The 25,441-nt window shown below is 64.0% G+C and carries 21 protein-coding genes; 19 read left to right on the top strand and 2 right to left on the bottom strand.

Annotated features, from left to right (window positions below; all coding sequences use genetic code 11):
- Positions 1-43: 43 nt before the first annotated feature.
- Positions 44-1,081 (bottom strand): Ldh family oxidoreductase, encoded by a 1,038-nt coding sequence (locus tag V7S54_RS08010; protein WP_336408153.1) that lies wholly within the window; start codon positions 1,079-1,081, stop codon positions 44-46.
- A gap of 156 nt (positions 1,082-1,237) precedes the next feature.
- On the opposite strand from V7S54_RS08010, the gene V7S54_RS08005 reads away from it, so the two are divergent.
- From V7S54_RS08005 to lhpI, 8 genes are all read left to right on the top strand, one after another.
- Positions 1,238-2,755 (top strand): aldehyde dehydrogenase (NADP(+)), encoded by a 1,518-nt coding sequence (locus V7S54_RS08005; protein WP_336408152.1) that lies wholly within the window; start codon positions 1,238-1,240, stop codon positions 2,753-2,755.
- A 235-nt stretch (positions 2,756-2,990) separates the two neighbouring features.
- Positions 2,991-3,797, top strand: a complete 807-nt coding sequence (locus V7S54_RS08000) for an ABC transporter substrate-binding protein (RefSeq protein WP_057251920.1) — start codon at positions 2,991-2,993, stop codon at positions 3,795-3,797.
- A 72-nt stretch (positions 3,798-3,869) separates the two neighbouring features.
- Entirely contained in the window at positions 3,870-4,535 is a 666-nt protein-coding gene (locus V7S54_RS07995) for an amino acid ABC transporter permease (protein WP_336408151.1), read from the top strand.
- 13 nt (positions 4,536-4,548) lie between these two features.
- On the top strand, positions 4,549-5,199 hold the full coding sequence (locus V7S54_RS07990) for an amino acid ABC transporter permease (RefSeq protein WP_336408150.1): 651 nt from the start codon (positions 4,549-4,551) through the stop codon (positions 5,197-5,199).
- On the top strand, positions 5,192-5,914 hold the full coding sequence (locus V7S54_RS07985; RefSeq protein ID WP_065373388.1) for an amino acid ABC transporter ATP-binding protein: 723 nt from the start codon (positions 5,192-5,194) through the stop codon (positions 5,912-5,914). Before V7S54_RS07990 ends, V7S54_RS07985 begins: the two co-directional genes overlap by 8 nt.
- Before the next feature lie 7 nt (positions 5,915-5,921).
- A complete protein-coding gene (locus V7S54_RS07980) occupies positions 5,922-7,169 on the top strand; it encodes an NAD(P)/FAD-dependent oxidoreductase (RefSeq protein ID WP_336408149.1) in 1,248 nt (415 codons plus the stop codon).
- A gap of 13 nt (positions 7,170-7,182) precedes the next feature.
- Complete coding sequence (locus V7S54_RS07975; protein ID WP_336408148.1) at positions 7,183-8,184, top strand: 4-hydroxyproline epimerase; 1,002 nt, start codon at positions 7,183-7,185, stop codon at positions 8,182-8,184.
- A complete protein-coding gene (gene lhpI, locus V7S54_RS07970; protein ID WP_336408147.1) occupies positions 8,181-9,872 on the top strand; it encodes a cis-3-hydroxy-L-proline dehydratase in 1,692 nt (563 codons plus the stop codon). The genes V7S54_RS07975 and lhpI overlap by 4 nt, the downstream gene beginning before the upstream one ends.
- Before the next feature lie 16 nt (positions 9,873-9,888).
- On the opposite strand, the gene V7S54_RS07965 is transcribed toward lhpI, so the two are convergent.
- On the bottom strand, positions 9,889-10,941 hold the full coding sequence (locus V7S54_RS07965) for a LacI family DNA-binding transcriptional regulator (RefSeq protein ID WP_065373392.1): 1,053 nt from the start codon (positions 10,939-10,941) through the stop codon (positions 9,889-9,891).
- A gap of 117 nt (positions 10,942-11,058) precedes the next feature.
- On the opposite strand from V7S54_RS07965, the gene bglB reads away from it, so the two are divergent.
- The 11 genes from bglB to V7S54_RS07910 all read left to right on the top strand — a co-directional run bounded on the left by bglB (position 11,059) and on the right by V7S54_RS07910 (position 25,429).
- The gene (gene bglB, locus V7S54_RS07960; RefSeq protein WP_336408146.1) at positions 11,059-12,159 is read left to right on the top strand and encodes a beta-galactosidase BglB; all 1,101 of its coding nucleotides are present in this window, start codon (positions 11,059-11,061) and stop codon (positions 12,157-12,159) included.
- The gene (gene kduI / locus V7S54_RS07955; RefSeq protein WP_336408145.1) at positions 12,156-12,992 is read left to right on the top strand and encodes a 5-dehydro-4-deoxy-D-glucuronate isomerase; all 837 of its coding nucleotides are present in this window, start codon (positions 12,156-12,158) and stop codon (positions 12,990-12,992) included. Before bglB ends, kduI begins: the two co-directional genes overlap by 4 nt.
- The gene (locus V7S54_RS07950; protein ID WP_336408144.1) at positions 12,989-15,475 is read left to right on the top strand and encodes a hypothetical protein; all 2,487 of its coding nucleotides are present in this window, start codon (positions 12,989-12,991) and stop codon (positions 15,473-15,475) included. The genes kduI and V7S54_RS07950 overlap by 4 nt, the downstream gene beginning before the upstream one ends.
- A gap of 90 nt (positions 15,476-15,565) precedes the next feature.
- On the top strand, positions 15,566-16,834 hold the full coding sequence (locus V7S54_RS07945) for an ABC transporter substrate-binding protein (protein ID WP_336408143.1): 1,269 nt from the start codon (positions 15,566-15,568) through the stop codon (positions 16,832-16,834).
- Between the two features lie 194 nt (positions 16,835-17,028).
- Complete coding sequence (locus tag V7S54_RS07940) at positions 17,029-18,057, top strand: carbohydrate ABC transporter permease (RefSeq protein ID WP_065373396.1); 1,029 nt, start codon at positions 17,029-17,031, stop codon at positions 18,055-18,057.
- Positions 18,054-19,106, top strand: coding sequence for a carbohydrate ABC transporter permease (locus V7S54_RS07935; protein WP_336408142.1), 1,053 nt, complete (start codon positions 18,054-18,056; stop codon positions 19,104-19,106). Before V7S54_RS07940 ends, V7S54_RS07935 begins: the two co-directional genes overlap by 4 nt.
- Before the next feature lie 10 nt (positions 19,107-19,116).
- Complete coding sequence (locus V7S54_RS07930) at positions 19,117-20,202, top strand: ABC transporter ATP-binding protein (RefSeq protein ID WP_065373398.1); 1,086 nt, start codon at positions 19,117-19,119, stop codon at positions 20,200-20,202.
- Positions 20,186-20,944 (top strand): 2-dehydro-3-deoxy-D-gluconate 5-dehydrogenase KduD, encoded by a 759-nt coding sequence (gene kduD / locus V7S54_RS07925; RefSeq protein ID WP_065373399.1) that lies wholly within the window; start codon positions 20,186-20,188, stop codon positions 20,942-20,944. Before V7S54_RS07930 ends, kduD begins: the two co-directional genes overlap by 17 nt.
- Before the next feature lie 9 nt (positions 20,945-20,953).
- A complete protein-coding gene (locus tag V7S54_RS07920; RefSeq protein WP_336408141.1) occupies positions 20,954-21,865 on the top strand; it encodes an alpha/beta hydrolase family protein in 912 nt (303 codons plus the stop codon).
- Positions 21,866-22,134: 269 nt separating this feature from the next.
- A complete protein-coding gene (locus V7S54_RS07915) occupies positions 22,135-24,084 on the top strand; it encodes a PrkA family serine protein kinase (RefSeq protein ID WP_034798403.1) in 1,950 nt (649 codons plus the stop codon).
- Between the two features lie 25 nt (positions 24,085-24,109).
- Positions 24,110-25,429: a YeaH/YhbH family protein gene (locus tag V7S54_RS07910; RefSeq protein ID WP_336408140.1), complete on the top strand. Its 1,320-nt coding sequence runs from the start codon at positions 24,110-24,112 to the stop codon at positions 25,427-25,429.
- Positions 25,430-25,441 lie beyond the last annotated feature (12 nt).

The raw sequence follows: 25,441 nt of genomic DNA, 5'->3' as shown, positions 1-25,441 counted from the left end.
TCCGGTTGTGAGCGGAAGAAGCCGCGAAAAGGTCAGCCGTTGCTTACGCGACGGCGTCAAGCCCGAGCGCGAGCAGCCGGTCGAGCTGCTCCATCTCCGCCGTGTTGAGCACGATGCCATCCGTTTCCGACTTGGCGCGCGCGACGAAGCGGCGCTGCGACGGCAGGCGGGCGCCCTGGCCGACGATCGCTTCGAACAGCGCTTCGGCGCGTGCAAAGGGATCGCCGGGACGGCCGGCTGCAAACTTCTCCGGCGAGAAGGCGACGATCAGTTCGCCGTGGAAGGGTGCAAGTGTCGTGGTGCCAAGATAATCGAGCACTTCCGGGCTCGTCAGGTCGCCGATCATGATGCCGGCGAGGAGTTCGACCATCGTACCGATCGCCGAACCCTTGTGGCCGCCGAAGGGCAGCATCGCGCCGGCAAGGGCCGCTTCCGGATCGGTCGTCGGATTGCCCTCGGCATCGATCGCCCATCCCTCGGGCAACGGCTTGCCGGCGCGGCGGTGAAGCTCGATCTCGCCGCGGGCGGCAACCGAGGTCGCGAAATCGAAGACGTAGGGCGACTTGCCCTGGCGCGGCCAGCCGAAGGCGAATGGGTTGGTACCGAGCAGCGGCTTGTTGCCGCCGGTCGGTGCAACCGTCGCGTAGCTCGGGCACATGACGAGACCGGCAAGACCTTCGCCGGTCAATCCTTCGACCTCAGGCCAGAGGGCGGAGAAATGGGTGCAATCGTTGATGACCAGTGCGGCGACACCGAGCGAGCGGGCGCGCTCGGCAAGCACCGGCAGGCCGAGCTCGAAGGCCGGGTTGGCGAAGCCGCCCTTGGCGTTGACCTTGACGATGGCGGACCCTTCGCCGGCATCGAGTTCCGGCACCGCATCCGGCTTCACCTTGCTGGCCTTGACTGTCCGGAGCGCCCCTTCGATGCGGTAGATGCCATGCGATTTGCAGGCGTCGCGCTCGCCGGCGACGATCACGCGGGCAAGCGCGCCTGCCTGGACGTCATTCAGCCCCGCCTTCAGGAAGATCGCCTCGACGCGCTCGAAAAGTGCTGAAATCGTCAGGGTGTTGGTTTCGCTCATCTCTCTCCCTCTCAAATGCTGCGCCTGATCCGGATGAGCCAGTCAGGCGATTGATGTTCTGCATACATATAGTATACAAAGATCCGACAAGTGCAATTCAGCCATGATCCCCTCTGCCACAAAAGGCAATCCGGGATCGAACGAAAGGATCGCCAGATGGCCTACACCCCCAAAGGAAAACACCTTGTCGCCGGCGAATGGCTCGACGGCGCGGGCACCTTCGCATCCGCACCCGCTCACGGACCGATCCATCAGTTTGCCACCGGCACCGTGGAGCTGGTCAACCGTGCGGCTGAAGCCGCGGAAGAAGCGTTCCTGAGCTACGGTTATTCGATCCGCGCCGAGCGCGCCGCCTTCCTGCGGGCCATTGCCGACGAGATCGAGGCGCGCGCCGAGGCAATCACCGAGATCGGCAGCCAGGAAACCGGCCTGCCGGAAGCCCGCCTGCAGGGCGAGCGCGGCCGCACCACCGGCCAGCTCCGCCTCTTTGCCGACCACATCGAGAAGGGCGACTATCTCGACCGCCGCTTCGACGCCGCCCTGCCCGAGCGCCAGCCGGCGCCGCGCCCGGAAATCCGCCTCATCCAGCGGCCGATCGGCCCGGTCGCCGTCTTCGGCGCCTCGAACTTCCCGCTCGCCTTCTCGACCGCTGGCGGCGACACGGCAGCGGCGCTGGCCGCAGGCTGCCCCGTTGTCGTCAAGGGCCATTCGGCCCATCCCGGCACCGGTGAAATCGTCGCTGAGGCAGTCGAAGCTGCGATCCGCAAGACCGGTGTACATCCGGGCGTATTCTCGCTCATCCAGGGCGGCAACCGACAGGTCGGCGAAGCGCTGGTGCAGCATCCGCTGATCAAGGCCGTCGGCTTCACCGGTTCGCTCGCCGGTGGCCGTGCACTCTTCAATCTTTGCGCCGCACGCCCGGAACCGATCCCGTTCTTCGGTGAGCTCGGTTCGGTCAACCCGATGTTCCTGCTGCCGGAAGCGCTCAAGGCGCGCGCTGAAACGCTCGGCCAGGGCTGGGCCGGCTCGCTGACCATGGGCGCCGGCCAGTTCTGCACCAACCCCGGCATCGCCGTGGTCGTGGAAGGTGCTGACGCCGACCGCTTCACCGCTGCCGCGGTCGAGGCTCTTGGCAAGGTGGCGCCGCAGACGATGCTGACCGACGGCATCGCCAAGGCCTATCACGATGGGCAGGCGCGCTTTGAAAGCCGCAACGCCGTGAAGCCGCTGCTCACCACCGAATCCTCCGGCCGCTCGGTCTCGCCGAACCTGTTCGAAACGACCGGCGACCAGTTCCTCGCCGACCATGCGCTCGGCGAAGAAGTCTTCGGTCCGCTCGGCCTCGTGATCCGCGTCGGTTCGACCAGCGAAATGGAGCAACTCGCCCGCGGCTTCCAAGGACAGCTGACCACCACGATCCACATGGATGCAGCCGACCTCGAGACCGCCCGCCGTCTGCGCCCGATCCTCGAACGCAAGGCCGGCCGCGTGCTCGTCAACGGTTTCCCGACCGGCGTCGAGGTGGTCGATTCGATGGTGCATGGCGGCCCCTACCCGGCCTCGACCAACTTCGGCGCGACCAGCGTCGGCACCCTGTCGATCCGCCGCTTCCTGCGCCCGGTCGCCTACCAGAACATGCCGGAAGGCCTGCTGCCCGAGGATTTCCAGGGCTAAAACGGAATGTGGAATGGGCGGGCGGCTTGCCGCCCGCAGTCCGCTCTCACACGTGAGACACGACAGATCGCTGCGCAGGCATCCCATTTGGCGAAACAAATGGGATGCCTGCGCGCGTTTTGCGTTATGAAGATATACTTTTTGTATACTAATTGTATTTTTCTATTGATTTGTGCTCTCTAAAACGGAATAGTGCGACAGCCGTCAAACGGCACTCATTTCAGGGAGAGAGATAATGAAGACTTCGGTGCTCGCGCTCGGCCTCGTTGCGGCCGCTGCTCTGACCAGCCAGGCCCATGCCGACAAGCTGGATGACGTCATCGGCTCGGGAACGCTGCGTTGCGCGGTCGTGCTCGACTTCCCGCCGATGGGTTCTCGCGACGAGAACAACAACCCGATCGGCTTTGACGTCGACTACTGCAACGACCTCGCCAAGGCCCTCGGCGTCACCGCCGAAATCGTCGAGACCCCGTTCCCGGAGCGCATTCCCGCTCTGATGTCGGGCCGTGTCGACGTCGGCGTTGCCTCGACCTCGGACACGCTTGAGCGCGCCAAGACCGTCGGCATGACGATCCCCTACTTCGCCTTCGAAATGGCCGTGACCGCCAATGAAAAGTCGGGCGTCAAGTCCTTCGAAGACATGAAGGGCAAGGTCGTCGGCGCCACCGCCGGTACCTTCGAAGCCATCGCGCTTGAAAAACAGGTCAAGGAATGGGGCGCCGGCGAGTTCCGTCCGTACCAGACCCAGGCCGACGTCTTCCTCGCTCTGAGCCAAGGCCAGATCGACGCCACGGTTTCGACCTCGACCGTTGCGCAGGCCAACGTGAAGACCGGCAAGTTCCCGGGCATCGCCGTTGTCGGCAAGGCTCCGTTCGACACCGACTACGTCGCGCTCTTCACCAACCGCGAAGAATACGGCTTCGTCAACTTCCTCAACCTCTTCATCAACCAGCAGGTCCGCACCGGCCGCTACGCAGAACTCTACGAAAAGTGGGTCGGCGGCGAGCTTCCCGACCTTACGGCAAAGGGCGTTTACCGCTAATCTGGCCGTCCATCTGGCGGCGCGGAGTGTAGCTTCGCGCCGCTATTCGTTTCCGAAGAGGCGAGACGAAACATGTTCAGTTATACCTTCCATTGGAACCAGGCGCTGAAAGCCCTGCCGCAGATGCTCGATGGAGCGCTGGTCACCTTGCAGGTGGCTCTGCTCTCGATGGTCATCGGCCTGGCACTGGCGCTGGCGCTGACGGCCTGCCGCCTTTCCGGCAATCGCATCCTCGGCGGTTTTGCCACCGCTTGGGTCGAAATCGCCCGCAACACGCCGGCACTGTTCCAGATCTACATGGCCCATTTCGGCCTTGGCAATTTCGGCATCCATCTGAGCCCCTATACGGCGCTGCTCGCCGGGATCGCCTTCAACAATGCCGGTTATCTCGCGGAAAACTTCCGCGGCGCGCTCAAGGCCATTCCCGACACCCAGGCGCGCGCCGGTCGCTCGCTGGGCATGACGCCGGTGCAGGCCTTTCGCTACATCGTGCTGCCGCAGATGCTGCGCATCGCCTTCCTCCCCGTTACCAACCAGATGGTCTGGGCAATCCTGATGACCTCGCTTGGCGTTACCGTCGGCATGAACACCGACCTTGCCGGCATCACCCAGGAACTGAACGCCCGCTCGTTCCGCACCTTCGAATTCTTCGCGATCGCCGCAGTGATCTACTACCTGATCGCCAAGGCCGTGACGCTGGCAGCCCGTCTGCTCGCCGCGCGCATGTTCCGCTACTAAGGAGAGGTGAGAGATGTTCAATACCGCCCTCACCCTCGCTGATCTCGGCTTCCTGCTGCAGGGCGCCCTGATGACGCTTGCGGTCACCGCCGTCTCGGTCACGGCCGGCACCGTTCTCGGCATCATCTTCGGCGTCGTGCGCAACCAGGTCGGCCCCTATTGGGGTGCACCGCTCACCTTCGTGCTCGACGTCTTCCGCTCGGTGCCGCTGCTGATTCAGCTCGTGCTTGCCAATGCCTTCCAGGCGATCGCCAAGCTCGGCTGGGCACCGTTCACGACCTCCTGCGTGGTGCTGTCGCTCTATACGGCCGCCTATTGCACCGAGATCGTGCGCGGCGGCATCTCCTCGGTGCCGCCGACGACGCGCCGCGCCGCCCGTTCGCTCGGCATGACCTGGTGGCAGGACATGCGCTACATCGTGGCGCCGCTTGCGACCCGCGTTTCGCTGCCGTCCTGGATCGGTCTGACGCTCGGCGTCATGAAGGACTCCGCACTCGTCCTCTGGCTCGGCCTGATCGAGTTGCTGCGCGCCTCGCAGGTGCTCATCACCCGCCTCCAGGAACCGCTGCTGATCCTTCTGATCTGCGGCGCCATCTACTTCCTCATCAGCTTCCCAATCGCCCGACTCGGCGGTTACCTTGAAAAACGGTGGTCCAATGATTGAGATCCAAAACGTTCGCAAATCCTTCGGCTCGCTGGAGGTTCTCAAAGGCATCGACCTTACCGTCAACAAGGGCGAGGTGCTGACCATCATTGGCGGCTCCGGTTCCGGCAAATCGACGCTGCTTACCTGCATCAACGGTCTCGAGCCGATCGATGCCGGCCGCATCCTCGTCGACGGCACCGAGGTCCACGCGAAATCAACAAACCTCAACAAGCTGCGCAGCAAGCTCGGCATCGTCTTCCAGCAGTTCAATGCTTTCCCGCACCTGACCGTGCTTGAAAACGTCATGCTGGCGCCGCGCAAGGTGCTCGGCCTCTCCAAGGAAAAGGCCGAGGAGAACGCCGTCAAGCAGCTCACGCACGTTGGCCTCGGCGAGAAGCTCTCGGTCTACCCCACCCGCATGTCGGGCGGCCAGCAGCAGCGCATGGCAATCGCCCGGGCGCTTGCCATGTCGCCGGAATATATGCTGTTCGACGAAGTGACCTCGGCGCTTGACCCGCAGCTCGTCGGCGAAGTGCTCGATACGCTGCGCATGCTGGCGTCCGAAGGCATGACGATGATCTGCGTCACGCACGAAATGAAGTTTGCCCGCGAAGTCTCCGACCGCGTGGCTTTCTTCCACAAGGGCGTGATGGCGGAAATCGCAGCACCCGAGGCGCTCTTCGGCGCCCCGAAGGACCCGGAACTCAAGAAGTTCCTGGCAGCGACGCACTGAGCCGATCATGAAGGATGCAGCTCAGCCTGACGTCATCGTCATCGGCGCCGGCGTTGTCGGCCTATCGGCGGCCATCGCCGCCCAGGCACGGGGACTTTCCGTCACCGTGCTCGACCGGGAAGGCCCGGCCGCAGGTGCCTCGGCGGGCAATGCCGGGGCCTTCGCCTTTACCGATATCCTGCCGCTCGCCTCGCCCGGCATCCTCAAAAAGGCGCCGAAGTGGCTGCTCGACCCGCTTGGGCCCTTGAGCGTCCCGCCCGCCTACGCGGCGCAGATCGCCCCTTGGATGTTCCGCTTCTGGCGCGCCTGCTCGCCTAAGAAGGTGGCGCATTCGACGACGGCCCAGACGGCGATGATGGACCTGTCAAAGGCGGAGCTAGAACCCTTCCTCACCGCAACCGGCACCCTGCCGATGCTGCGCAAGGAAGGCAATCTCCAGGTCTATGAAAGCGAGACCGAGCTGAAGGCGTCGCTTCCCGGCTGGAAGGCGCGGTCCGAGCACGGCATCGAATTCCGCCATATGGCTGCTGCCGAAATGGCCGATATCCAGCCCGGTCTCGCGCCGCGCTTTACTCATGGCACGTTTACCCCCGGCTGGTACTCGATCGCCGATCCGAAGCTCTATACCCTCGCGCTCGCGGACCATTTCCGCGCCAAGGGGGGCGTCATCGAACGCGCCGAGGTTACGGCATTGCGGCCGGTCGAGGGTGGCGTGGAACTGACGTCCAACGGCAAGACACGGCGTGCGGACCAGGTTGTGCTATCCGCCGGCGCCTTCTCGCACCAGATCGCCCGGACGCTCGGCGAACGTATCCCTCTGGAAACCGAGCGCGGATACAACACCACGCTGCCGGAGGATGCCTTTGATCTGCGCACCCAGGTCACCTTCGGCGGCCACGGCTTCGTCGTCTCGCGGCTTTCGACCGGCATACGGGTTGGCGGCGCCGTCGAGCTTGGCGGCCTGAAGCTGCCGCCGAATTTCCGCCGCTCGGAAGCGATGCTGAAGAAGGCGCAGGCCTTCCTGCCCGGCTTCAAAAGCGAAGGCGGCGTGCAGTGGATGGGCTTCCGCCCGTCACTGCCCGACAGCCTGCCGGCGATCGGCCGCGCCCGCGCCACGGGGCGCGTGGTCTACGCCTTCGGCCACGGCCATCTGGGTCTCACGCAATCGGCCGGCACCGCGCGCCTCGTCGCCGATCTCCTGACCGGCCGACGGCCGTCAATCGACATCCAATCCTTCTCGCCGCAACGTTTCTGATAGGGCTTCGACCATGGCCAACCACACCTTCTCCTGCATCGACGGACACACCTGCGGCAACCCGGTCCGCCTCGTTTCCGGCGGCGGGCCGCGGCTCGAAGGGGCCAACATGCTGGAGAAGCGGGCCCACTTTCTGCGCGAGTTCGACTGGATCCGCACCGGCCTGATGTTCGAGCCGCGCGGCCACGACATGATGTCGGGCTCGATCCTCTATCCGCCGACGCGGCCGGACTGTGACGTCGCGGTGCTCTTCATCGAGACTTCCGGCTGCCTGCCGATGTGCGGCCACGGCACGATCGGCACCATCACCATGGCGATCGAGAACGGGCTGATCACCCCGCGCGAACCCGGCAAGCTGTCGATCGACGCGCCGGCCGGCAAGGTCGATATCACCTACCGCCAGGAAGGTCGCTTCGTCGAGGAAGTGCGGCTTACCAACGTGCCCGGTTTCCTCTACGCCGAGGGGCTGACAGCCGAGGTCGAGGGCCTCGGCGAGGTCGTGGCCGACGTTGCCTATGGCGGCAACTTCTACGCCATCGTCGAGCCGCAGAAGAATTTCCGCGACATGGCCGACCACACGGCCGGCGAACTCGTCGGCTGGAGCCCGAAGCTGCGCGCAGCACTCAATGCCAAGTACGAGTTCGTCCATCCAGAGCACCCGGAAATCCAGGGCCTCAGCCACATCCAGTGGACCGGCAAGCCGACTAAAGGCGAGGCGCATGCGCGCAACGCGGTGTTCTACGGCGAAAAGGCGATCGACCGTTCGCCCTGCGGCACCGGCACATCGGCGCGCATGGCGCAACTGGCCGCCAAGGGCAAGCTCACTGTCGGTGACGAGTTCGTGCATGAATCGATCATCGGCTCGCTGTTCAAGGGCCGTGTCGAGGCGGCGACCAAGGTCGCCGGCCGTGACGCCATCATTCCTTCGATTGCCGGCTGGGCCCGTATGACCGGCATCAACACAATCTTCATCGATGACCGCGACCCCTTCGCCCATGGATTTGTCGTAAAATGACCCAATCGATCTCCGCCCGCAGTATTCTGACCGGCTCCGCCGGTGGCCCCATCATCGCCACCCAGGAGGCGCTGAGCTTCTGGGGCGGGGTCGATCCGGCAACCGGCGGGGTGATCGATGTGCACCACCCGCTGCATGGGCTCTGTCTCACCGGCGGCATCCTGATGATGCCGTCGAGCCGCGGCTCCTGCACCGGTTCGGGCGTTCTGCTCGATATGGCGCTGACGGGCCGTGCACCGGCAGCGCTGGTGTTCTCGGAGGCCGAGGACGTGTTGACGCTCGGCGCACTGATTGCGGCGGAGATGTTTGGCAAGTCCTTGCCGGTCCTCAGGCTTTCCCGCGAAGCCTTCAAGACGCTCTCACAGGCAAAGTCTGCGCGGATCAGCGCGACCGCGATCGAAGCCGACGGCCTGACGATCCCGGTCGAACCGCCGGCAACGGCAGCTCTTGATCTGACCGAAGCCGACCGCGCCAAACTCGATGGCCGCGAGGGCGTTGCGGTCCAGCAGGCGATGCGGATCATTTCGGCGATGGCCGCACAGCAGGGGGCGGAAAAGCTCATCGACGTGGTCCAGGGCCATATCGACGGCTGCATCTATGCGAGCCCCGCCAACCTCACCTTCGCCGAAAAGATGGCGAACATGGGCGCCAAGGTTCGCGTGCCGACCACGATGAACGCGATCTCGGTCGACCGCGCCAACTGGCGGGCGCAGGGCGTGCCGGAAAGTTTCGGCGACCCGGCGGCTAAGCTTGCCGACGCCTATGTGCGCATGGGCTGTCGCCCGACCTTCACCTGTTCGCCCTATCTGCTCGACAGCGCACCGAAATCAGGCGAATCCATTGCCTGGGCGGAATCCAACGCCGTGATCTTCGCCAATACCGTGCTTGGCGCCCGCACGGCGAAACACCCTGACTTCCTCGACCTCTGCATCGCGCTCACCGGCCGTGCACCGCTCTCGGGTGTCTATCTCGACGAACCGCGCAAGGCGAAGCGCGTCATCGACGTGGAACTGCCTGATGGTATCGACGATGCCTTCTGGCCGCTGATCGGCTACCTCGCCGGCAAGGCCGCGCCCGACCGCATTCCACTTCTGCGCGGTCTTGCTTCCGCAAAGCCTTCGCGCGACGACCTGAAGGCGCTCTGCGCCGCCTTCGGCACCACATCCGCAGCCCCCATGTTGCATGTGGACGGTGTAACCCCGGAAGCGGAAGGTGCCGCGGCTGAGAATGCCGACCAATCGGCCATCACGCGCGCCGACATGGCCGAGGCCTGGGTTCATTTCAACGAGGGACCAGCCGAGGTCGAGCTCGTCGCAATCGGCAGCCCGCATGCATCGCTGGAAGAATGCCGCGCTCTGGCAGCGGCCTTCGACGGTCGCAACCGGCATGGCGATGTCGCCGTGATCGTGACCGCCGGACGAGACGCGATCGCCGCAGCACGGGAAGAAGGTCTGCTGGCTCGACTGGAGGCAAGCGGCATCCAGGTGCTGCCGGATCTCTGCTGGTGCTCGATCTCGGAACCAGTGTTCCCGACGAAGACCCGGGCGCTGATGACCAATTCCGGCAAATACGCGCATTACGGCCCCGGCCTCTCCGGCCGCGCCGTTCGCTTCGGCAGCCTCGCCGATTGCGTTGAAGCGGCGCTCACGGGCCGCGTCCCGGCACGTCTGCCGGCCTGGCTGTCGTGACGACTTCGCCGCCGGCTTAGGCGCCGCGCGGCGGTGCCGTCGAGGCCCGCGGCACCAGATGACAGGCGAGTTCGACGCGACGCGGCGGCGCCGGAATGCCGGACAGCGTGTCGCGCAAAAGGTCGAGCGCGACCGAGCCGATCTCGCGCATCGGAATATGCATCGTCGTCAGCGGCGGATTGAGGAAGGCCGCCTGCGGCAGATCATCCATGCCCATGACAGAGACATCGCCCGGAACCGAAAAGCCCTTCTGTTGAATGCCGAGCATGGCGCCGACGGCGAGGCTGTCGCCGGCCGCGAGCACCGCGGTGAAATCCAGCCCCCGCTCCGAAATCCGCTGCGTCAGCGCCTGTATCGCAAGCTCCGGCAGCCAGTCCTCGACGGTGACGAGCAAGTCGTCGGTAGCGGGCAGGCCTTTCGCGAGCAGCCCGTCGCGCCAGCCCTCGTAGCGCCGTTCAATCGTACGGCGCCCCGGCCGCATCAGAAACAGGATGCGCTCGTGGCCGAGTTCGATCAGGTGATCGGTCGCAAGCCGCGCGCTCGATCGGTTGCAGGGTGTGACGCTCGATAGCCGCATATAAGGGTCGTCGCTGTTCAAGAGCACGACCGGCTTGTCGAAACCGCGGGTGGCGGCGATCATGCCCTCGTCGTCAATGGTGAGGAAAAGAAGCCCGGCAACCTGCTCGTCCTCCTCAGCCTCGGCGAGGACCGCAAGCTCCTCGTTGCGGTCGGCGATCGGCCTGGTGACGATTTCGAGGTCCAGCGCCTGGGCGCGCTCCTTCAACCCCTCCAGCACGTAGTGTGTGAACTGATTGCGCACATAGTCGATCATCGCGGCACTGGACGCCGCCACGATAACCTTCTGCCCGGCGACCGCCGTCGGCACGACATAGTTGGCGTTCTTCGCCGCCTCCAGCACCTTCTGGCGGATTTCCGCGCGCACGCCCTTTTCGCCGGCAAGGGCGCGGGAGGCGGTGCTCAAGGAGACGCCGCAGGCCTCGGCAATGTCTTCCAGCCGAACACGCTTGCTCTTTTTGCCGCGTTTGCCCGGCAGCGGTTTTGCGATCATGCGATCCTCCCTTGCCACAATATTGGGAAAAATTTTCATATTGCGCAAGAAAAAACATCGTGCCTTTATCTTTCTCAAGAAAGCCGAGGGAAGAGCGGCTTAAGGAGGAGGAGTGCCATGGGCCTCAACGCCCACGATATTCGCACGGGTCTCGATCGTCTTGTCGGCGGCATGACCGGACTCAAGCATGACGGCCGGTTCGATGAACCGAACCTCGACGGCACCGCAGGCGACTACATCAGCTTCGAAAGCTGGGAATGGCCGCAGGGTGTCGGCCTCTACGGCCTGATCAAGCTCTGGCTGTTTACCGGCCGCGAGGACATCCGTCAGCTTATCGAAGGCTGGTACGAAGGACGCCTTGCTGCCGGGCTTCCGGAACTCAACGTCAACACGACCGCGCCGATGCTCGGCCTCTCGGTTCTCTGGGCCAAATCCAGGAATCCCCGCTGGAAGCCGCTGCTCGACGACTGGGCGAACCGGGTGATGAGCGAAATGGGCCGGACGCCGGAAGGCGGTTTCGAGCACCATGTCTCCGACAAGGTGAATGACAACGAGCTCTGGGACGACACGCTCTACATGGTCGCCCTGTTCCTAGCCTCCTATGGCCAGGCCAGCGGCCGTCGCGAACTCGTCGACGAGGCCTCGCGGCAGTTTCTCGTCCATGCCCGTTACTTGGCCGACACCCAGTCGGGCCTCTGGTTCCATGGCTGGACCTTCGACGGCCGGCACAATTTCGCCCGCGCCCGCTGGGCCCGCGGCAATGCCTGGATCACCGCCGGCATGCTCGATTTCTTCGACCTCGCGGAACTCGCGGCACCGGTCAAGGAATACCTGCGCGGTGTGCTCGTCACCCAGGTCGAGGCACTGTTGCCGCTGCAGGCCGCTTCCGGCGCCTGGCGCACGCTGCTCGACGACGCGACCTCCTATGAGGAAATTTCCGCGACGGCCGGCATCGGCTACGGCCTGCTCAAGGGCTATCGGCTCGGCTATGGAACGCCGGCATGGCGCAACGCCGGACTGCGCGCACTTGAGGCGGTGATGCGCAACATCGATGAAAGCGGCACCGTGCTCAACGTCTCCTACGGCACACGCATGGGCCACGACCTGCAATTCTACAAGGACATACCAATTCAGCCGACCGGCTATGGCCAGGCACTGGCAATCCTGTGCCTCTCCGAAGCCCTGCAGCATGTCGGCGCGGAAGGACAGGCAGCATGACGATGAAGGTTCTCTACGGGGCCAACCCCGAGGATATCAAAGGCTACGACACGGCGCGGCTGCGCCGCGAGTTCCTGATCAGTGATCTCTTTGCGGAAGACGCGGTGAACTTCACCTATACCCATGTCGACCGGCTGATCCTCGGCGGCGCCGTGCCGAAGACGAAAAGCGTATCCTTCGGCTCCGGCGCCGATATCGGCACGCCCTATCTGCTTTCGGCGCGCGAGATGGGCATCGCCAATCTCGGCGGCACCGGCACCATCACCGTCGACGGCAAGAACTTCGTGCTCGAAAATCGCGACGTGCTCTATGTCGGGCGTGGTGCAAAGGAGATCGTCGTTGCAAGCGAGAGCGCCGACCGCCCGGCCCGCTTCTACATGAACTCGGTGCCCGCCGGCGCCGAACTGCCGCACCGGCTGATCAAGAGGGCCGAGGCAAAGGCGCTCGAGCTCGGCGACGTCAAGCGCTCGAACAAGCGGCGCCTCGTCATGTACATCCATCCGGAAGTCATGCCCTCCTGCCTGCTTCTGATGGGCATTACCGATCTGGCCGAAGGCAGCGCCTGGAACACCATGCCGCCGCATGTGCACGAGCGCCGAATGGAGGCCTATTGTTACTTCGACATGGCGTCCGAAGACCGGATCGTCCACGTGATGGGCGAGCCGGAGGAGACCCGGCACCTGATCGTCGCAAACGGCGACGCCGTGCTTTCGCCCGCCTGGTCGATCCATATGGGCGCCGGCACCGGCCCCTATGCCTTCGTCTGGGGCATGACCGGCGAGAACCAGGAATACAACGACGTCACCCCCGTAGCCTTGGCTGAGCTGAAATGAGCGATACGATTTTCCATCTGAAGAAGAACCTCGCTGCGGGACAGGCCGTCGGCTACTGGCAGCTCGGCGCGATTGCCGAGGAGCGCTTCGACGTGCCGGACCAGCCGATGAAGGGCGAGATGGACCCCTTCTTCTTCCTGACCAAGCACAAGAACTTCATCCCGCACGAATACCCCTGCAGGACGATTTTTGCCGAACAGTTTCGCGGCAAGCGGCCGCAGGTGCGCGGCACCTTCGAGGCCAGCCGCTGGTGGCTGCCCTTCGGCTCGCCACGGCTCGATCTCTCCGGCTTCTGGTTCCGGCCAACACGACTTGCGACCTGGGCCCGCACCTCGATCGAGGCCGACACGGCTGGCCCGGCGAAAATCCGCCTCGGCACCTGCGGCGGTGCAGTGCTCTTCCTGAACGGCGCAGAGGTCGGCTGGATGGCGCCCTATAGCCGCAATCTCGAGGCCAAGGCCGAATTCGAACTGCCGCTCCAGGCCGGTCTCAACGAAGTCACGATCTTCTTCGACGACCTCGCCGAACGCGATGCGCGTTATTTCTTCCAGTTCGACTATCTCTCGGGACCGACGGCGCGCGTGGCGCTGCCCGTTCCCTGCCCAAGTGCGGCCGCCTCCGATATCGAGACCGCACTCGACGGCATGCATTTTGACCGGACCGCCTATTTCGAGGGCGACATCACCCTTCTCTTCGCCGCCGCCCTGCCGCTTGACGTCAAGGTCAATGTCGCGGTCGAAGGCGACTTCATGTCGACCGAGCGCTTCGACCACGACTTCGTGCTGAAGGCCGGCGACAAGAGGCTGGTGATCGGACCATCGGAGGAGACGCCGGCCGACTTTCGCCATTTCCGCATCACGCTCAATGCTGGCGGCTTCGTCGCCTCGCGCTCTCTGGGCGTCGAGATCTGCCACGCCGGCCGCCAGGGCAAACCGTCGGAAACGCTTGGGCATCGCATCGCCGAGACGCTCGACGAGATCTCGGGCTTTTCCGAGCGCGACACGGTGCGCGCCTTTGCCCGGCTTGCAAGCGGGCGCGGCGGTGCCGACACGGATGCGATGATCGAGGAGATCCTGCCGTCGATTGAGGATTGCCACGACTGCGCCGACTTCTCGCTGGTGCCGCTGATCTGGTCGCGCACCACATGGGGCCAGGATATCGGCGAAAAGACGCGCGATCGCATCGATCAGGCGATCCTTGGCTTCCGCTACTGGATGGATGAGCCCGGCAACGACGTGCAGTGGTATTTCTCCGAAAACCACGCGCTTCTGTTCCACACTTCGGCCTATCTCGCCGGCCATCTCTTCCCCGAGGCGAGCTTCCGTCGCTCCGGCCGCAAGGGCAGCGAGCAAAGCGCCGTCGGTGCTGCCCGCGTTCGCGCCTGGCTCGATCATTTCGAGGCCTGGGAAATGGCGGAGTTCAACTCCGCGCCCTATTACCCGATCGACCTCAAGGGCCTGACGGCACTGGCGGCACTCTCGCCCGACGCCGACATCGCCGACCGCGCCAAGAAGGGCATCGTCCGCCTCTGCGAGATCATCGCCCGTTCGGCTCACCACGGTATGGTGACGGCAGCCCAGGGGCGCTCCTACGAGCACACGCTTTGCGCCGGCCGCTCGCTCGAGCTTTCGGCCGTAGCCCGATTGCTCTGGGGCAAGGGCTGGTACGGCCGCCGCGTGCATGTGCTGCCGCAACTCGCCGTCTGCCTTCGCGATCACGGCCTCGTCGTGCCGGAAGCGCTTGCCGCCGTCGCCTGCCATGAGGACGATGCGGCCCATCAGGAGTGGCGCTTCGCCCAGGGCGAAAACCGCTTTGCGGCGCTCTACCATTACAAAGGCCGCCATTTCGCCATGGGCTCGGCGGCGCATTATCGCTGGAACGAATGGGGCTATCAGGAAACGGTGCTGCATTTGCGCCTTGGCCAGCGCCCCGAAGCGGCGATCTGGATCAACCATCCGGGCGAGACCATTCAGTTCGGGTACGGCCGGCCCTCCTATTGGGGTGGTTGCGGCACCCTCCCTCGTGCCCACCAGTACAGGGGGCTGGCCGTACTCGACTTTGCGACCGTCAGCGAGCAACCGGATTTCACCCACGCCTGGTTCCCGGTCGCCGAGTTCGACGAAAGCAGGGTCAAGGGCAAACTCGCGCTGGCCCGCAGCGGCCGCGGCGCCGTGGTGCTGATCGGCGCAACCGACCTGTCCTCGATCACCGATGGACCGTCCGCCAATGCGGAGTTGCGCCAGCCGGGCCACAAGACACGTTGGATCGTTCGGGTCTGCGAAGCCACGGGCCTTGCTGAAGTCGAAGCCCGGTTTGCTGCGCTTTCGATCGAGGAGACCGGTGACGGATCTTTTGTCATCAACGATCCGGACTATGGCCGCGTCGTCTTCCGCAACGACGGTTCGACGGAAGCCGAAGGGCGCACCATCGCCGCCAAGGATTTCACCGTGGCAGGTGAGGCAACCATGCTCGCCGCCAGATAAGGCGAAAAGAATTGCGCCGGCCGGGGAAGCCGGCGCCATCCCAAGCGAGCGGGAGGAAGCTCGTGTATGGATAAGTGGAGGAGAAAGACAATGAAGAAGACCGGAACGATGCTCGCGGCGATCGCCGTCGGGCTCCTGACGTCGACGGCGGCAATGGCCGGCGACGTGCGCATCATGTGGTACTCCGATGGCGTCGAGGGCGAGGTGCTGAAGGACCTGCTCGACCGCTTCATGAAGGAGAACCCGGGGATCAACGTGATCCTCGACAATGTTTCCTACAGCGTCGTGCGCGAGCAATTGCCCGTGCAGCTTGAGGCGGGCAACGGCCCGGATATCGCCCGCGTCACCAACCTGAAGGCCCAGAGCCAGCACTGGCTCGATCTCAGGCCACTGGTCGCAGACGCCGCCTATTGGGACACAAACTTCGGCGATCAGGCCGACTGGATGCGGCCTGACGGCTCCAACCAGATCTCCGGTTTCATGACGCAGATCACCATTGCCGGCGGCTTTGCCAACAAGACGCTGTTCGACCAGGCGGGCGTCGCGATCCCCGGCAAGGATGCGACCTGGGACGATTGGGCAAAGGCTGCCAAGCAGGTGGCCGAAAACCAGCAGGTCCCCTTCCCGATGGCGCTCGACCGCTCCGGCCATCGCTTGAGCGGTCCGAACCTCGCTTTTGGCGGCAACTATATCGGCACCGACGGCAAACCGGCTCCGCTCGACGACGGCACGAAAAACTTCCTGAAGACCTTCGTCGGCTGGGTCGCCGACGGTACGATGAGCAAGGACGTCTGGGTTTCGGCCGCAGGCTCCACCTATCGCGCCGCTGCGGACGACTTCATCAACGGCCAGCTCGTCTATTACTATTCCGGCTCCTGGCAGGTTCCGAACTTCTCGACGAAGATCGGCACAAACTTCGACTGGGTGGCGACCGGCAGCCCCTGCGGTCCGGCGAACTGCACCGGCATGACCGGCGGCGCGGGTCTGGTGGCGGTCAAGTACACCAAGAACCCGAAGGAAGTCGCCAAGGTGATGGATTATCTCGCGAGCGAGCCGATCGTGAAGGAGTTCTCCGAACGCACCCTGTTCCTGCCTGCGCATAACGGCGTGCTTGCCAAGGGGCTCGACTTCAAGACCGACGACGCCCAGGCGAAGGCGGCGCTCAACGGCTTCGTCGAGGCGAGCAAGTCGCTCTCCGACGAGGCGCGCAAGCTCCCCGGCTGGCTCTGGTCCGACGCCGTCTACGGCGCGCTCGTCACCCGCGTCAGCCAGGCGGCTGCAGGGGAAATGACCATCGACGAGGCGTATACGCGCATCGACTCCGATATCGCCACCAAGGTGAAAGACAGCGGCAACTGATCCTGGCGATCGATGCCCGGTTTCCGACGGCGTGACCTATCATGCCGTCGGATCGGCCCGCACACACGTAAGTCCTTGCTTACCTATTAAATGTGCCGGCAAATAGCGCTCGCCCGCCTCTTGCGGGCGAAACATCAAAATCCGGTGACGATCGTCGCGCTTATAGGCGCGACCGGTGGGTGAGGTAGCAGACGATGAAGGCAGATGTTCCAGGACGAAGCGGCTCCGGCCTTGGCGAGGCGGCCATGGTGCCCGTTCGCTTGGCTATGAGCGCTATCGACGCGCCGTTGCGCTGGGTTCAGCGGCGGCTCGGCATCGGCGGCATGGCGACCTTCTTCCTGCTGCCGAACATGCTGATCTTCGGCATCTTCGTGCTGCTGCCGTTCTTCATCAACTTCGCCTATTCCATGACCGGCGGCACGGCCCTCTTCCTGCCGGACCGGAGCTTCGTTGGCACCGAGCAGTATGCCCGTCTCTTCGACTGCGCGAACTACACCGATCCGAACACTTGCGCTGAAGACACGTTCTGGACCGCTGTCGGCAACACGGCGTGGTTCGTGTTGCTGCAGGTCAGCCTGATGATCCTGTTTTCGCTGGTGACGGCGCTGATCCTCAATCGCGAGCTCATGGCGCGCAGCTTCTGGCGGGCGGTGTTCTTCTTTCCGGTGCTGCTGTCGCCCGTGGTCGTTGGCCTGATCTGGAAATGGATCCTGCAGCGCCAGGGCCTCCTCAATTTCGGCCTCTACAGTCTCGGCCTCGAGCCGCATACCTGGCTCAACGATCGCAACTGGTCCTTTGCCGCGACCGTCGGCGTTTCGATCTGGGCGCATATGGGCTTCTACACGCTGATCCTGCTTGCCGGCCTGCAGGCGATCCCGAAGGATCTCTATGAGGCCGCCGAAATGGACGGCACCCGGCCTGCGCGCGCCTTCTGGCGCATCACCCTGCCGTTGTTGATGCCGAACCTGCTGGTCGTCGTCGTGCTCGTCTTGATCCGCGCCGTGCAGATCTTCGACGAGGTTTACGTGTTGACCGGTGGCGGCCCGGGAACAAGCACGCTCTATCTCACCCAATACATCTACGAGACAGGCTTTGCGACGCAGTTGCGCAATCCGGGCCTTGCAGCAGCCGCCTCGATCCTGATGGGCGTCGTGCTGGTGATCCTGACGTTGGTGCAGCTTGGCCTTGGCCGCAAAGGCGAAAACAAGGGAGGCCGCAAATGAGCCGCGTCGCCGAATTCATCTTCCGCCGCCGCGGCCGCAACGGCTGGCACTGGACCGATATCGTCACCTGGGTCTGGCTCGTCGGTGGTCTCTTCATCATGTTCGGGCCGGCGGTCTGGCTCGTCGGCTCCTCCTTCAAGTCGCCGGCAGCGCTTGCCGAGTTTCCGCCGACGATCATGCCCTATGTGACGCAGAAGGCGACCGTCGAAGGTTATGACAAGCCGCTCGACCTCTACGAAGTCACGCTTGCCGATGGCAGCAGGAAGGTGCTCGCCGAGGTTCGCCGCATCGGCATCGTCAGCCAGATGGTTTCGCCGGACAAACCGACCGAGATCGTCAAGGTCAACATCGCCGAGCGTGCGCCGGTGCGCACCATGTCCTTCGCCACCTCGAACTACAGCGAGCCCTTCACCCATTTCGATTTCGTCCGCTATCTCTGGAACTCCGTCTTCGTCACGGTGACAGCGACGGTGATCACGCTCATCGTCAACTCGATGGCCGCCTTTGCACTCAGCAAATACGAGTTCCGCGGCCGCACCTTCGCCATGCTCCTGATCCTTGCGACGCTGATGGTGCCGCTCTCGGTGATCATGGTGCCGCTCTATTCGATCGTCTCGGCGCTCGGTCTGTTCAACAATCTCTGGGGGGTGATCCTGCCGACGGTCGCGACACCGACCGGCGTCTTCATCCTGCGCCAATACATGCTGACCATTCCCGACGAGCTGATCGACGCCGCGCGCATGGACAAGGCGTCCGAGTGGCAGATCTACTGGCGCATCATCCTGCCGCTGACGGCACCGGCGCTCGCCGTGCTTGCGATCTTCTCCGTCGTCTGGCGCTGGAACGACTTCCTCTGGCCGCTGATCGTGCTCTCCCGCAAGGAGCTATACACGCTGCAGGTCGGCCTCAGCATCTATTCCGGCGAGCTGAACGTGCAGTGGCATTTCATTCTCGCCATGACGGTCGTGACGATGATCCCGGTCGTCCTGGTCTTCATCTTCCTGCAACGCTTCATCACCACCGGCATTGCCGGAACCGGATTGAAATAAGGGGGCACCCATGGGCCACATCAAGCTTACCAATGTGACCAAGTCGTTCGGCGCTGTCGACGTGCTTCATGACATCAACCTGGAAATCAAGGACGGCGAGCTCGTCGTCTTCGTCGGCCCCTCCGGCTGCGGCAAGTCCACGCTGCTGCGCATGATCGCCGGGCTGGAAAAGCCCACCGGCGGAGAACTCGCGATCGACGGCAAGGTGGTCAACGACGTGCCGGCCGCCGACCGCGGCCTCGCCATGGTCTTCCAGTCCTACGCGCTCTATCCGCACATGAGCGTGCGCCAGAACCTCGCCTTCGGCCTCGAAAACACCCGGATGCCGAAGGCCGAGATCGCCGAGCGCATTGGGGAAGCCGCCCGCATGCTGGAAATCGAGCCTTATCTCGAACGCCGGCCGGGGCAGCTCTCGGGCGGGCAGCGCCAGCGCGTTGCGATCGGCCGCGCAATTGTCCGACGCCCGGTCGCCTTCCTGCTCGACGAACCGCTGTCGAACCTCGACGCGGAACTGCGCGGCTCGACCCGTGCAGAATTGGCGGCCCTTCACGCCCGGCTGTCGGCGACGATGATCTATGTGACGCATGATCAGGTGGAAGCGATGACGCTTGCCGACCGCATCGTGGTCTTGCGGGCCGGCCGCATCGAGCAGATCGGAACGCCGCTCGAGCTTTACAACAAGCCGGCCAACCGCTTCGTCGCCGGTTTTATCGGCTCGCCGCACATGAATTTCCTTGAAGGCACGCTGGAAGCGGCAGGCGCCGGCACGGCGGTCGCGACGCTGAAGGGCGGTCACCGCCTGGAGGTTCCGATGGCGGGCGGCGCAGTCGCAGCCGGAGCACCAATCACCCTCGGCGTGCGGCCGCATCACATCACGCTCGATGCAGGCGAAAACAGCATTCCCGCGAAGATCCGGCTCGTCGAGGCGCTCGGCTCGGAAACCGTGCTGCATGCAGATGTCGCAGGCCAGAAGCTGCTGGTCGTTGCTCCCGGCCAGCATAACCTCGCGCAGGGCGACGACATCCGGCTGTCGCTGGCGGCCGCCCCCATCCATCTCTTCAACGAGAAGGGGCTCCGCCTTGAACGCGCTGTTTGATCTCACCGGCAAGACCGCCCTCGTCACCGGCGCCCGCACCGGCCTCGGCCAGGGCATGGCCCTGGCACTCGCGCGGGCCGGCGCTGATATCGCCGCCCTCGGCTCGTCGCCGATGCCCGAAACGGCGGCGCTGGTACGAGAGGCGGGTGTTCGCTTTCACGAACTGACCGTCGATCTCTCCAAGCCTTTCGACGCGGCGTCGGCGATCGGCGACGTCGTGGCTGCCCTCGGCGGCGTCGATATCCTCGTCAACAATGCCGGCATCATCCGCCGCGCCGACCTGCTCGACTATTCGGAGGAAGACTGGGACAGCGTGCTCGACGTCAACCTGAAGGCGGCCTTCCTGCTGTCGCAGGCGGCAGCCAGGCACATGGTTTCGACCGGACGCGCGGGCCGGATCGTCAATGTCGCCTCGATGCTGACCTTCCAGGGCGGCATCCGCGTGCCGGCCTATGCGGCATCGAAGCACGGCATTGCCGGCCTTACCAAGGCAATGGCCAACGAGCTGGCACCGCACGGAATTACGGTCAACGCGATTGCGCCGGGCTACATGGCGACCGACAACACCGAGGCGCTGCGCAACGACCCCGATCGCAACGCCCAGATCTCCGCGCGCATTCCGATGGGGCGGTGGGGAACGCCAAGCGATCTGGCGACCGCCGTGCTCTTCTTCGCAGCACCTGCGTCCGGCTATGTCACCGGAACCGTGCTGCCGGTCGACGGCGGCTGGCTGGTTCGCTAGGCGCGGCCGATGCCCTTCTCCGCCCAGCGCCTGCGCACGCTTCTCGGTCTCGCCGATACGGAACTATTTCCGGATGTCTGCGAGATGGAGGATCGTGGTTCTTATGTCGTCGAGAGGCTGCGCTTTCGCACACCTCGCAACGGCGCTGAAATCCGCGGCTTTCTGACACGACCACCCGTCAACGACGGGCCTCGACCAGCGATCCTCTACGCCCATGCCCATGGCGGACGCTACGAGATCGGCGCGAACGAACTGCTTGATGGCCGACCGGCACTGCTCAGCCCGCCTGGGCCCGTTCTCGCGCAGCACGGCTTCGTTACCCTGTGCATCGACATGCCGACGTTCGGAGAGCGCTCGATCGTAACAGAGAGCGCCGCGACGAAGGCTGCCCTCTGGTATGGCGAAACCCTTTTCGGCCAGATGCTTTCCGAGCAGCAGGCAGCGCTCACCTGGCTTTCAATGCGTGACGACGTCGACCCGGCGCGCATCGGCATGACCGGGATCTCGATGGGCGCCACCCTCTCCTACTTCCTGGCTGCGCTCGACCCGCGGATCGCGGCAATCGCCCACCTCTGCTGCTATGCGGATTTCGCCACGCTCGTCGCAACCGGCGCTCACGATCTGCACGGCCATTATCTCACGATCCCCGGCCTGCTCACGGAGACCTCGACCGGCGAAATCGCCGGGCTCGTTGCCCCGCGGCCACAATTGATCTGTGTGGGGCTCGACGATCCGCTGACGCCGCCGCAGGCGGTGGAGCGGGCCCATGCCGCAACGCGCGCCGCCTATCGGGCGGCTGGCGCCGAGCGCAACTTATCCTTGGTTGCAGAGCCAGGCATCGGCCACGTCGAAACGCCGACCATGCGGGATGCGGTTCTGGCCTTCCTTGCCCATCACCTCGGCGCGCCAGTCAGCGGCTGAGGAAGCCAACTCTTCGCGCGCGGGCGGAAAGCATGGCTTTCACGCTTCGCGAAAGTCGATCGTGCCGACCTTCTTGCCCCGTCACCACCGGTCCGATCAGGATTTCGTGATGTCGCAGTCACGATTTTTCATTCATCGAAACAACCCCTTCGAGAATCACGAGAAAGCGAGTACTCTGAGGGAACATTGCGCATGGGACGCCGTTTATTCGAATGAGCGAGCCGATAAGCAGCGATCCCCGTCTCAGCCAGCGGCCGCGGGAGAGCATGATGCAAAAGAGCGAATGCGACGTTTTTGATCTCTTCTCGGAGATCTATACCAGTGCAGCGCAAGAAGAAATCAGCCTTCAAGAATACCTCCTCGCATGTCGCGACGACAAAAGCATGTATGCCACCGCGCAAGAGCGGATGGTCACTGCCATCGGTAATCCAACCCTGATCGATACCAGCGCGGACGAGCGTCTCGGCCGCATCTTTTCAAACCGTACCGTCAAGATCTATCCATCCTTCGCCGATTTCTACGGCATGGAAGACACGATCGAGCGGATCGTCGGTTACTTCCGCTACGCTGCCCAGGGGCTCGAGGAGCGCAAGCAGATCCTCTACCTGCTCGGACCGGTCGGCGGCGGCAAGTCGTCACTCGCCGAGCGGCTGAAGAAACTGATGGAGCTGCAGCCGATCTACACGCTGGCAGTCGGCGGCAAGGTCAGCCCCGTCTTCGAATCCCCGCTCGGTCTCTTTCATCCCGACCGCATGGCCGACTTGCTCGAGGACAAGTACGGGATCGGCAGGCGCCGTCTGACCGGTCTGATTTCGCCCTGGGCGACGAAGCGGCTCGACGAAGTCGACGGCGATATCTCCAAGTTCAGTGTGGTCAAGCTGATGCCATCGCGGCTGCGCCAAGTGGCGATCGCGAAGACAGAACCCGGCGACGAGAACAACCAGGACGTTTCCTCGCTGGTCGGCAAGGTGGACATCCGCCAGCTTGAAAACTACAGCCAGGCCGACCCCGACGCCTATTCCTACAGCGGCGGCCTCAACCGCACGACGCAGGGGCTGCTCGAATTCGTCGAAATGTTCAAGGCCCCGATCAAGGTTCTGCACCCGCTGCTGACGGCGACCCAGGAAGGCAACTATAACGGCACCGAAAGCTTCGGAGGGTTCCCCTACCAGGGCATCGTCGTTGCGCATTCCAACGAATCGGAATGGCTGCAATTCAAGAACAACAAGAACAACGAGGCCTTCCTCGACCGCATCCTGGTCGTCAAGGTGCCCTACTGCCTGCGCGTTACCGAGGAACGGCAGATCTACGAGAAGCTGCTGCGCGAAAGCGAACTCACCAAGAGCCCCTGCGCGCCCGAGGTGCTGGAAAGCCTCAGCCGCTTCACGGTCTCGACGCGGCTTGCCCGCCACGAGAACTCGCCGCTCTATACCAAGATGCGGGTCTATGACGGCGAGAACCTGAAGGACACCGATCCCAAGGCGAAGTCCGTTCAGGAATATCGCGACGCCGCCGGCGTCGACGAGGGCATGACCGGCATCAGCACCCGCTTTGCCTTCAAGGTGTTGTCCGAGACCTTCAACTATGACACCAAGGAGGTCGCGGCCGATCCCGTGCACCTCATGTACATCCTGGAGCAGGCGATCCGCCGCGAACAGTTCCCGAAGGAGACCGAGGCGAGCTATCTCGATTTCATCAAGTCCGAGCTTGCCTCGCGCTACGCCGAATTCATCGGCCACGAAATCCAGAAGGCCTATCTCGAATCCTACAGCGAATACGGTCAGAACCTCTTCGACCGCTACATCGCCTATGCCGACGCCTGGTTGGAAGATCAGGACTTCAAGGATCCCGACACGGGGCAGATCCTCAACCGGGAGATCCTCGATAGCGAGCTGTCGCAGATCGAAAAGCCGGCCGGCATTGCCAACCCCAAGGACTTCCGCAACGAGGTCGTAAAGTTCACCCTGCGCGCCCGCGCCAAGAACCATGGGCGCAACCCCTCCTGGACGAGCTACGAGAAGCTTCGCGACGTGATCGAGAAGCGCATGTTCGGTCAGGTCGAAGACCTGCTGCCGGTCATCAGCTTCGGCTCGAAGAAGGACAGCGCCTCCGAGAAGCAGCATGCAGAATTCGTCCAGCGCATGACCGAGCGCGGCTATACCGAGCGCCAGGTCCGGCGGCTGGTGGATTGGTACATGCGGGTCAACAAGGCGGGCTGACGATGCCGAAGCAGGGGATTGGTATATGCCGAATTTCATCGACCGGCGGCTCAATCCGAAGGATAAGAGCCTCGGCAACCGACAGCGTTTTCTGAAACGGGCCCGCGAGGAACTCAAGCGGGTCATCAAGGAACAGGTCAAATCCGACAGGATCATCGACGTCGATGCCGCCCACGGCGTGCCGATGCCGACCGACGGTGCCAGTGAGCCGACATTCCAGCCGGCCCGCGGCAGCGGCGAACGCAACTATGTGCTTCCCGGCAACAAGCAGTTTTCGGCAGGCGACCGCCTGCCGAAGCCGGAAGCGGGTGGGGGTGGAGGCGGCAAGGGCCGCCCCGGGACCGGAGAAAGCGAAGACGACTTCCAGTTTATCCTGTCGCGCGAAGAGGTGCTGGATCTCTTCTTTGAGGACCTGGAGCTGCCCGATATGGTCAAGCTCAGCCTCAAGGAAACGGTGACGTTCAAGCCGCGCCGCGCCGGCTTTGCCACCGCCGGCACGCCGACCAACATCAATGTCGGGCGGACCATGCGCAACAGCTTCGGCCGGCGCATGGCGCTGCATCGGCCCAAGGAAAAGGAACTGACCGTCCTTTCCGAGGAGATTGCGCGGCTGGAGGCCGTGACGGAGCTTTCGCCGAAGGACCGCCAGAGGCTCAGCGAACTGCGCGGCGAATGGGAAAGGATCGAGCGCAAGCGACGGCGCATTCCCTATGTCGATCCCGTCGACATCCGCTTCAACCGCTTCGAGCAACAACCGCTGCCGAACGCCAATGCGGTCATGTTCTGCCTGATGGACGTCTCGGCCTCCATGGGCGAACGCGAGAAGGACCTCGCCAAGCGCTTCTTCGTGCTTCTGCACCTGTTTCTGAAACGGCGCTACGAACGCATCGACATCGTCTTCATCCGCCACACGGACGAGGCCCGCGAGGTCGACGAGGAGACGTTCTTCTACAGCACCCAGAGCGGCGGCACGATCGTTTCGACTGCGCTCGAGGAGATGATCAGGATCATCGAGGACCGCTACCCCTCGCAGATCTGGAATATCTATGCCGCGCAGGCCTCCGACGGCGACAACATCATCGGCGACAGCGAGCATTGCGCAGCGCTGCTCAGAGAGAAACTGACGAAGCTCTGCCAGTACTATGCCTATGTCGAGATCATCGACGAGCGCGAGACGGAAATCTTCGGATCGACGGACAACGGCACCGCGCTCTGGCGCGCCTATCGCACGGTGGATGGCGAGAAGACGAATTTCCAGATGACCCGGATCGCCAAGCCCGCTGACATCTACCCGGTCTTCCGCAGGCTCTTTGCCCGGCAACCGGCCTCACGCACCCGGAAATGAGGGGACGACCGG

Origin of the sequence: Ensifer sp. CCNWLY38 (assembly GCF_037120565.1) — a bacterium.
Taxonomy (GTDB): domain Bacteria; phylum Pseudomonadota; class Alphaproteobacteria; order Rhizobiales; family Rhizobiaceae; genus Ensifer; species Ensifer adhaerens_H.
This window is presented reverse-complemented; position numbering and strand designations above follow the sequence as displayed.

What these genes read in the sequence shown, in the direction of transcription:
- V7S54_RS08010 (WP_336408153.1), bottom strand. Translation starts at nt 1,081, where the DNA reads ATGAGCGAAACCAACACCCTGACGATTTCAGCACTTTTCGAGCGCGTC.
- V7S54_RS08005 (WP_336408152.1), top strand. Translation starts at nt 1,238, where the DNA reads ATGGCCTACACCCCCAAAGGAAAACACCTTGTCGCCGGCGAATGGCTC.
- V7S54_RS08000 (WP_057251920.1), top strand. Translation starts at nt 2,991, where the DNA reads ATGAAGACTTCGGTGCTCGCGCTCGGCCTCGTTGCGGCCGCTGCTCTG.
- V7S54_RS07995 (WP_336408151.1), top strand. Translation starts at nt 3,870, where the DNA reads ATGTTCAGTTATACCTTCCATTGGAACCAGGCGCTGAAAGCCCTGCCG.
- V7S54_RS07990 (WP_336408150.1), top strand. Translation starts at nt 4,549, where the DNA reads ATGTTCAATACCGCCCTCACCCTCGCTGATCTCGGCTTCCTGCTGCAG.
- V7S54_RS07985 (WP_065373388.1), top strand. Translation starts at nt 5,192, where the DNA reads ATGATTGAGATCCAAAACGTTCGCAAATCCTTCGGCTCGCTGGAGGTT.
- V7S54_RS07980 (WP_336408149.1), top strand. Translation starts at nt 5,922, where the DNA reads ATGAAGGATGCAGCTCAGCCTGACGTCATCGTCATCGGCGCCGGCGTT.
- V7S54_RS07975 (WP_336408148.1), top strand. Translation starts at nt 7,183, where the DNA reads ATGGCCAACCACACCTTCTCCTGCATCGACGGACACACCTGCGGCAAC.
- lhpI (WP_336408147.1), top strand. Translation starts at nt 8,181, where the DNA reads ATGACCCAATCGATCTCCGCCCGCAGTATTCTGACCGGCTCCGCCGGT.
- V7S54_RS07965 (WP_065373392.1), bottom strand. Translation starts at nt 10,941, where the DNA reads ATGATCGCAAAACCGCTGCCGGGCAAACGCGGCAAAAAGAGCAAGCGT.
- bglB (WP_336408146.1), top strand. Translation starts at nt 11,059, where the DNA reads ATGGGCCTCAACGCCCACGATATTCGCACGGGTCTCGATCGTCTTGTC.
- kduI (WP_336408145.1), top strand. Translation starts at nt 12,156, where the DNA reads ATGACGATGAAGGTTCTCTACGGGGCCAACCCCGAGGATATCAAAGGC.
- V7S54_RS07950 (WP_336408144.1), top strand. Translation starts at nt 12,989, where the DNA reads ATGAGCGATACGATTTTCCATCTGAAGAAGAACCTCGCTGCGGGACAG.
- V7S54_RS07945 (WP_336408143.1), top strand. Translation starts at nt 15,566, where the DNA reads ATGAAGAAGACCGGAACGATGCTCGCGGCGATCGCCGTCGGGCTCCTG.
- V7S54_RS07940 (WP_065373396.1), top strand. Translation starts at nt 17,029, where the DNA reads ATGAAGGCAGATGTTCCAGGACGAAGCGGCTCCGGCCTTGGCGAGGCG.
- V7S54_RS07935 (WP_336408142.1), top strand. Translation starts at nt 18,054, where the DNA reads ATGAGCCGCGTCGCCGAATTCATCTTCCGCCGCCGCGGCCGCAACGGC.
- V7S54_RS07930 (WP_065373398.1), top strand. Translation starts at nt 19,117, where the DNA reads ATGGGCCACATCAAGCTTACCAATGTGACCAAGTCGTTCGGCGCTGTC.
- V7S54_RS07920 (WP_336408141.1), top strand. Translation starts at nt 20,954, where the DNA reads ATGCCCTTCTCCGCCCAGCGCCTGCGCACGCTTCTCGGTCTCGCCGAT.
- V7S54_RS07915 (WP_034798403.1), top strand. Translation starts at nt 22,135, where the DNA reads ATGCAAAAGAGCGAATGCGACGTTTTTGATCTCTTCTCGGAGATCTAT.
- V7S54_RS07910 (WP_336408140.1), top strand. Translation starts at nt 24,110, where the DNA reads ATGCCGAATTTCATCGACCGGCGGCTCAATCCGAAGGATAAGAGCCTC.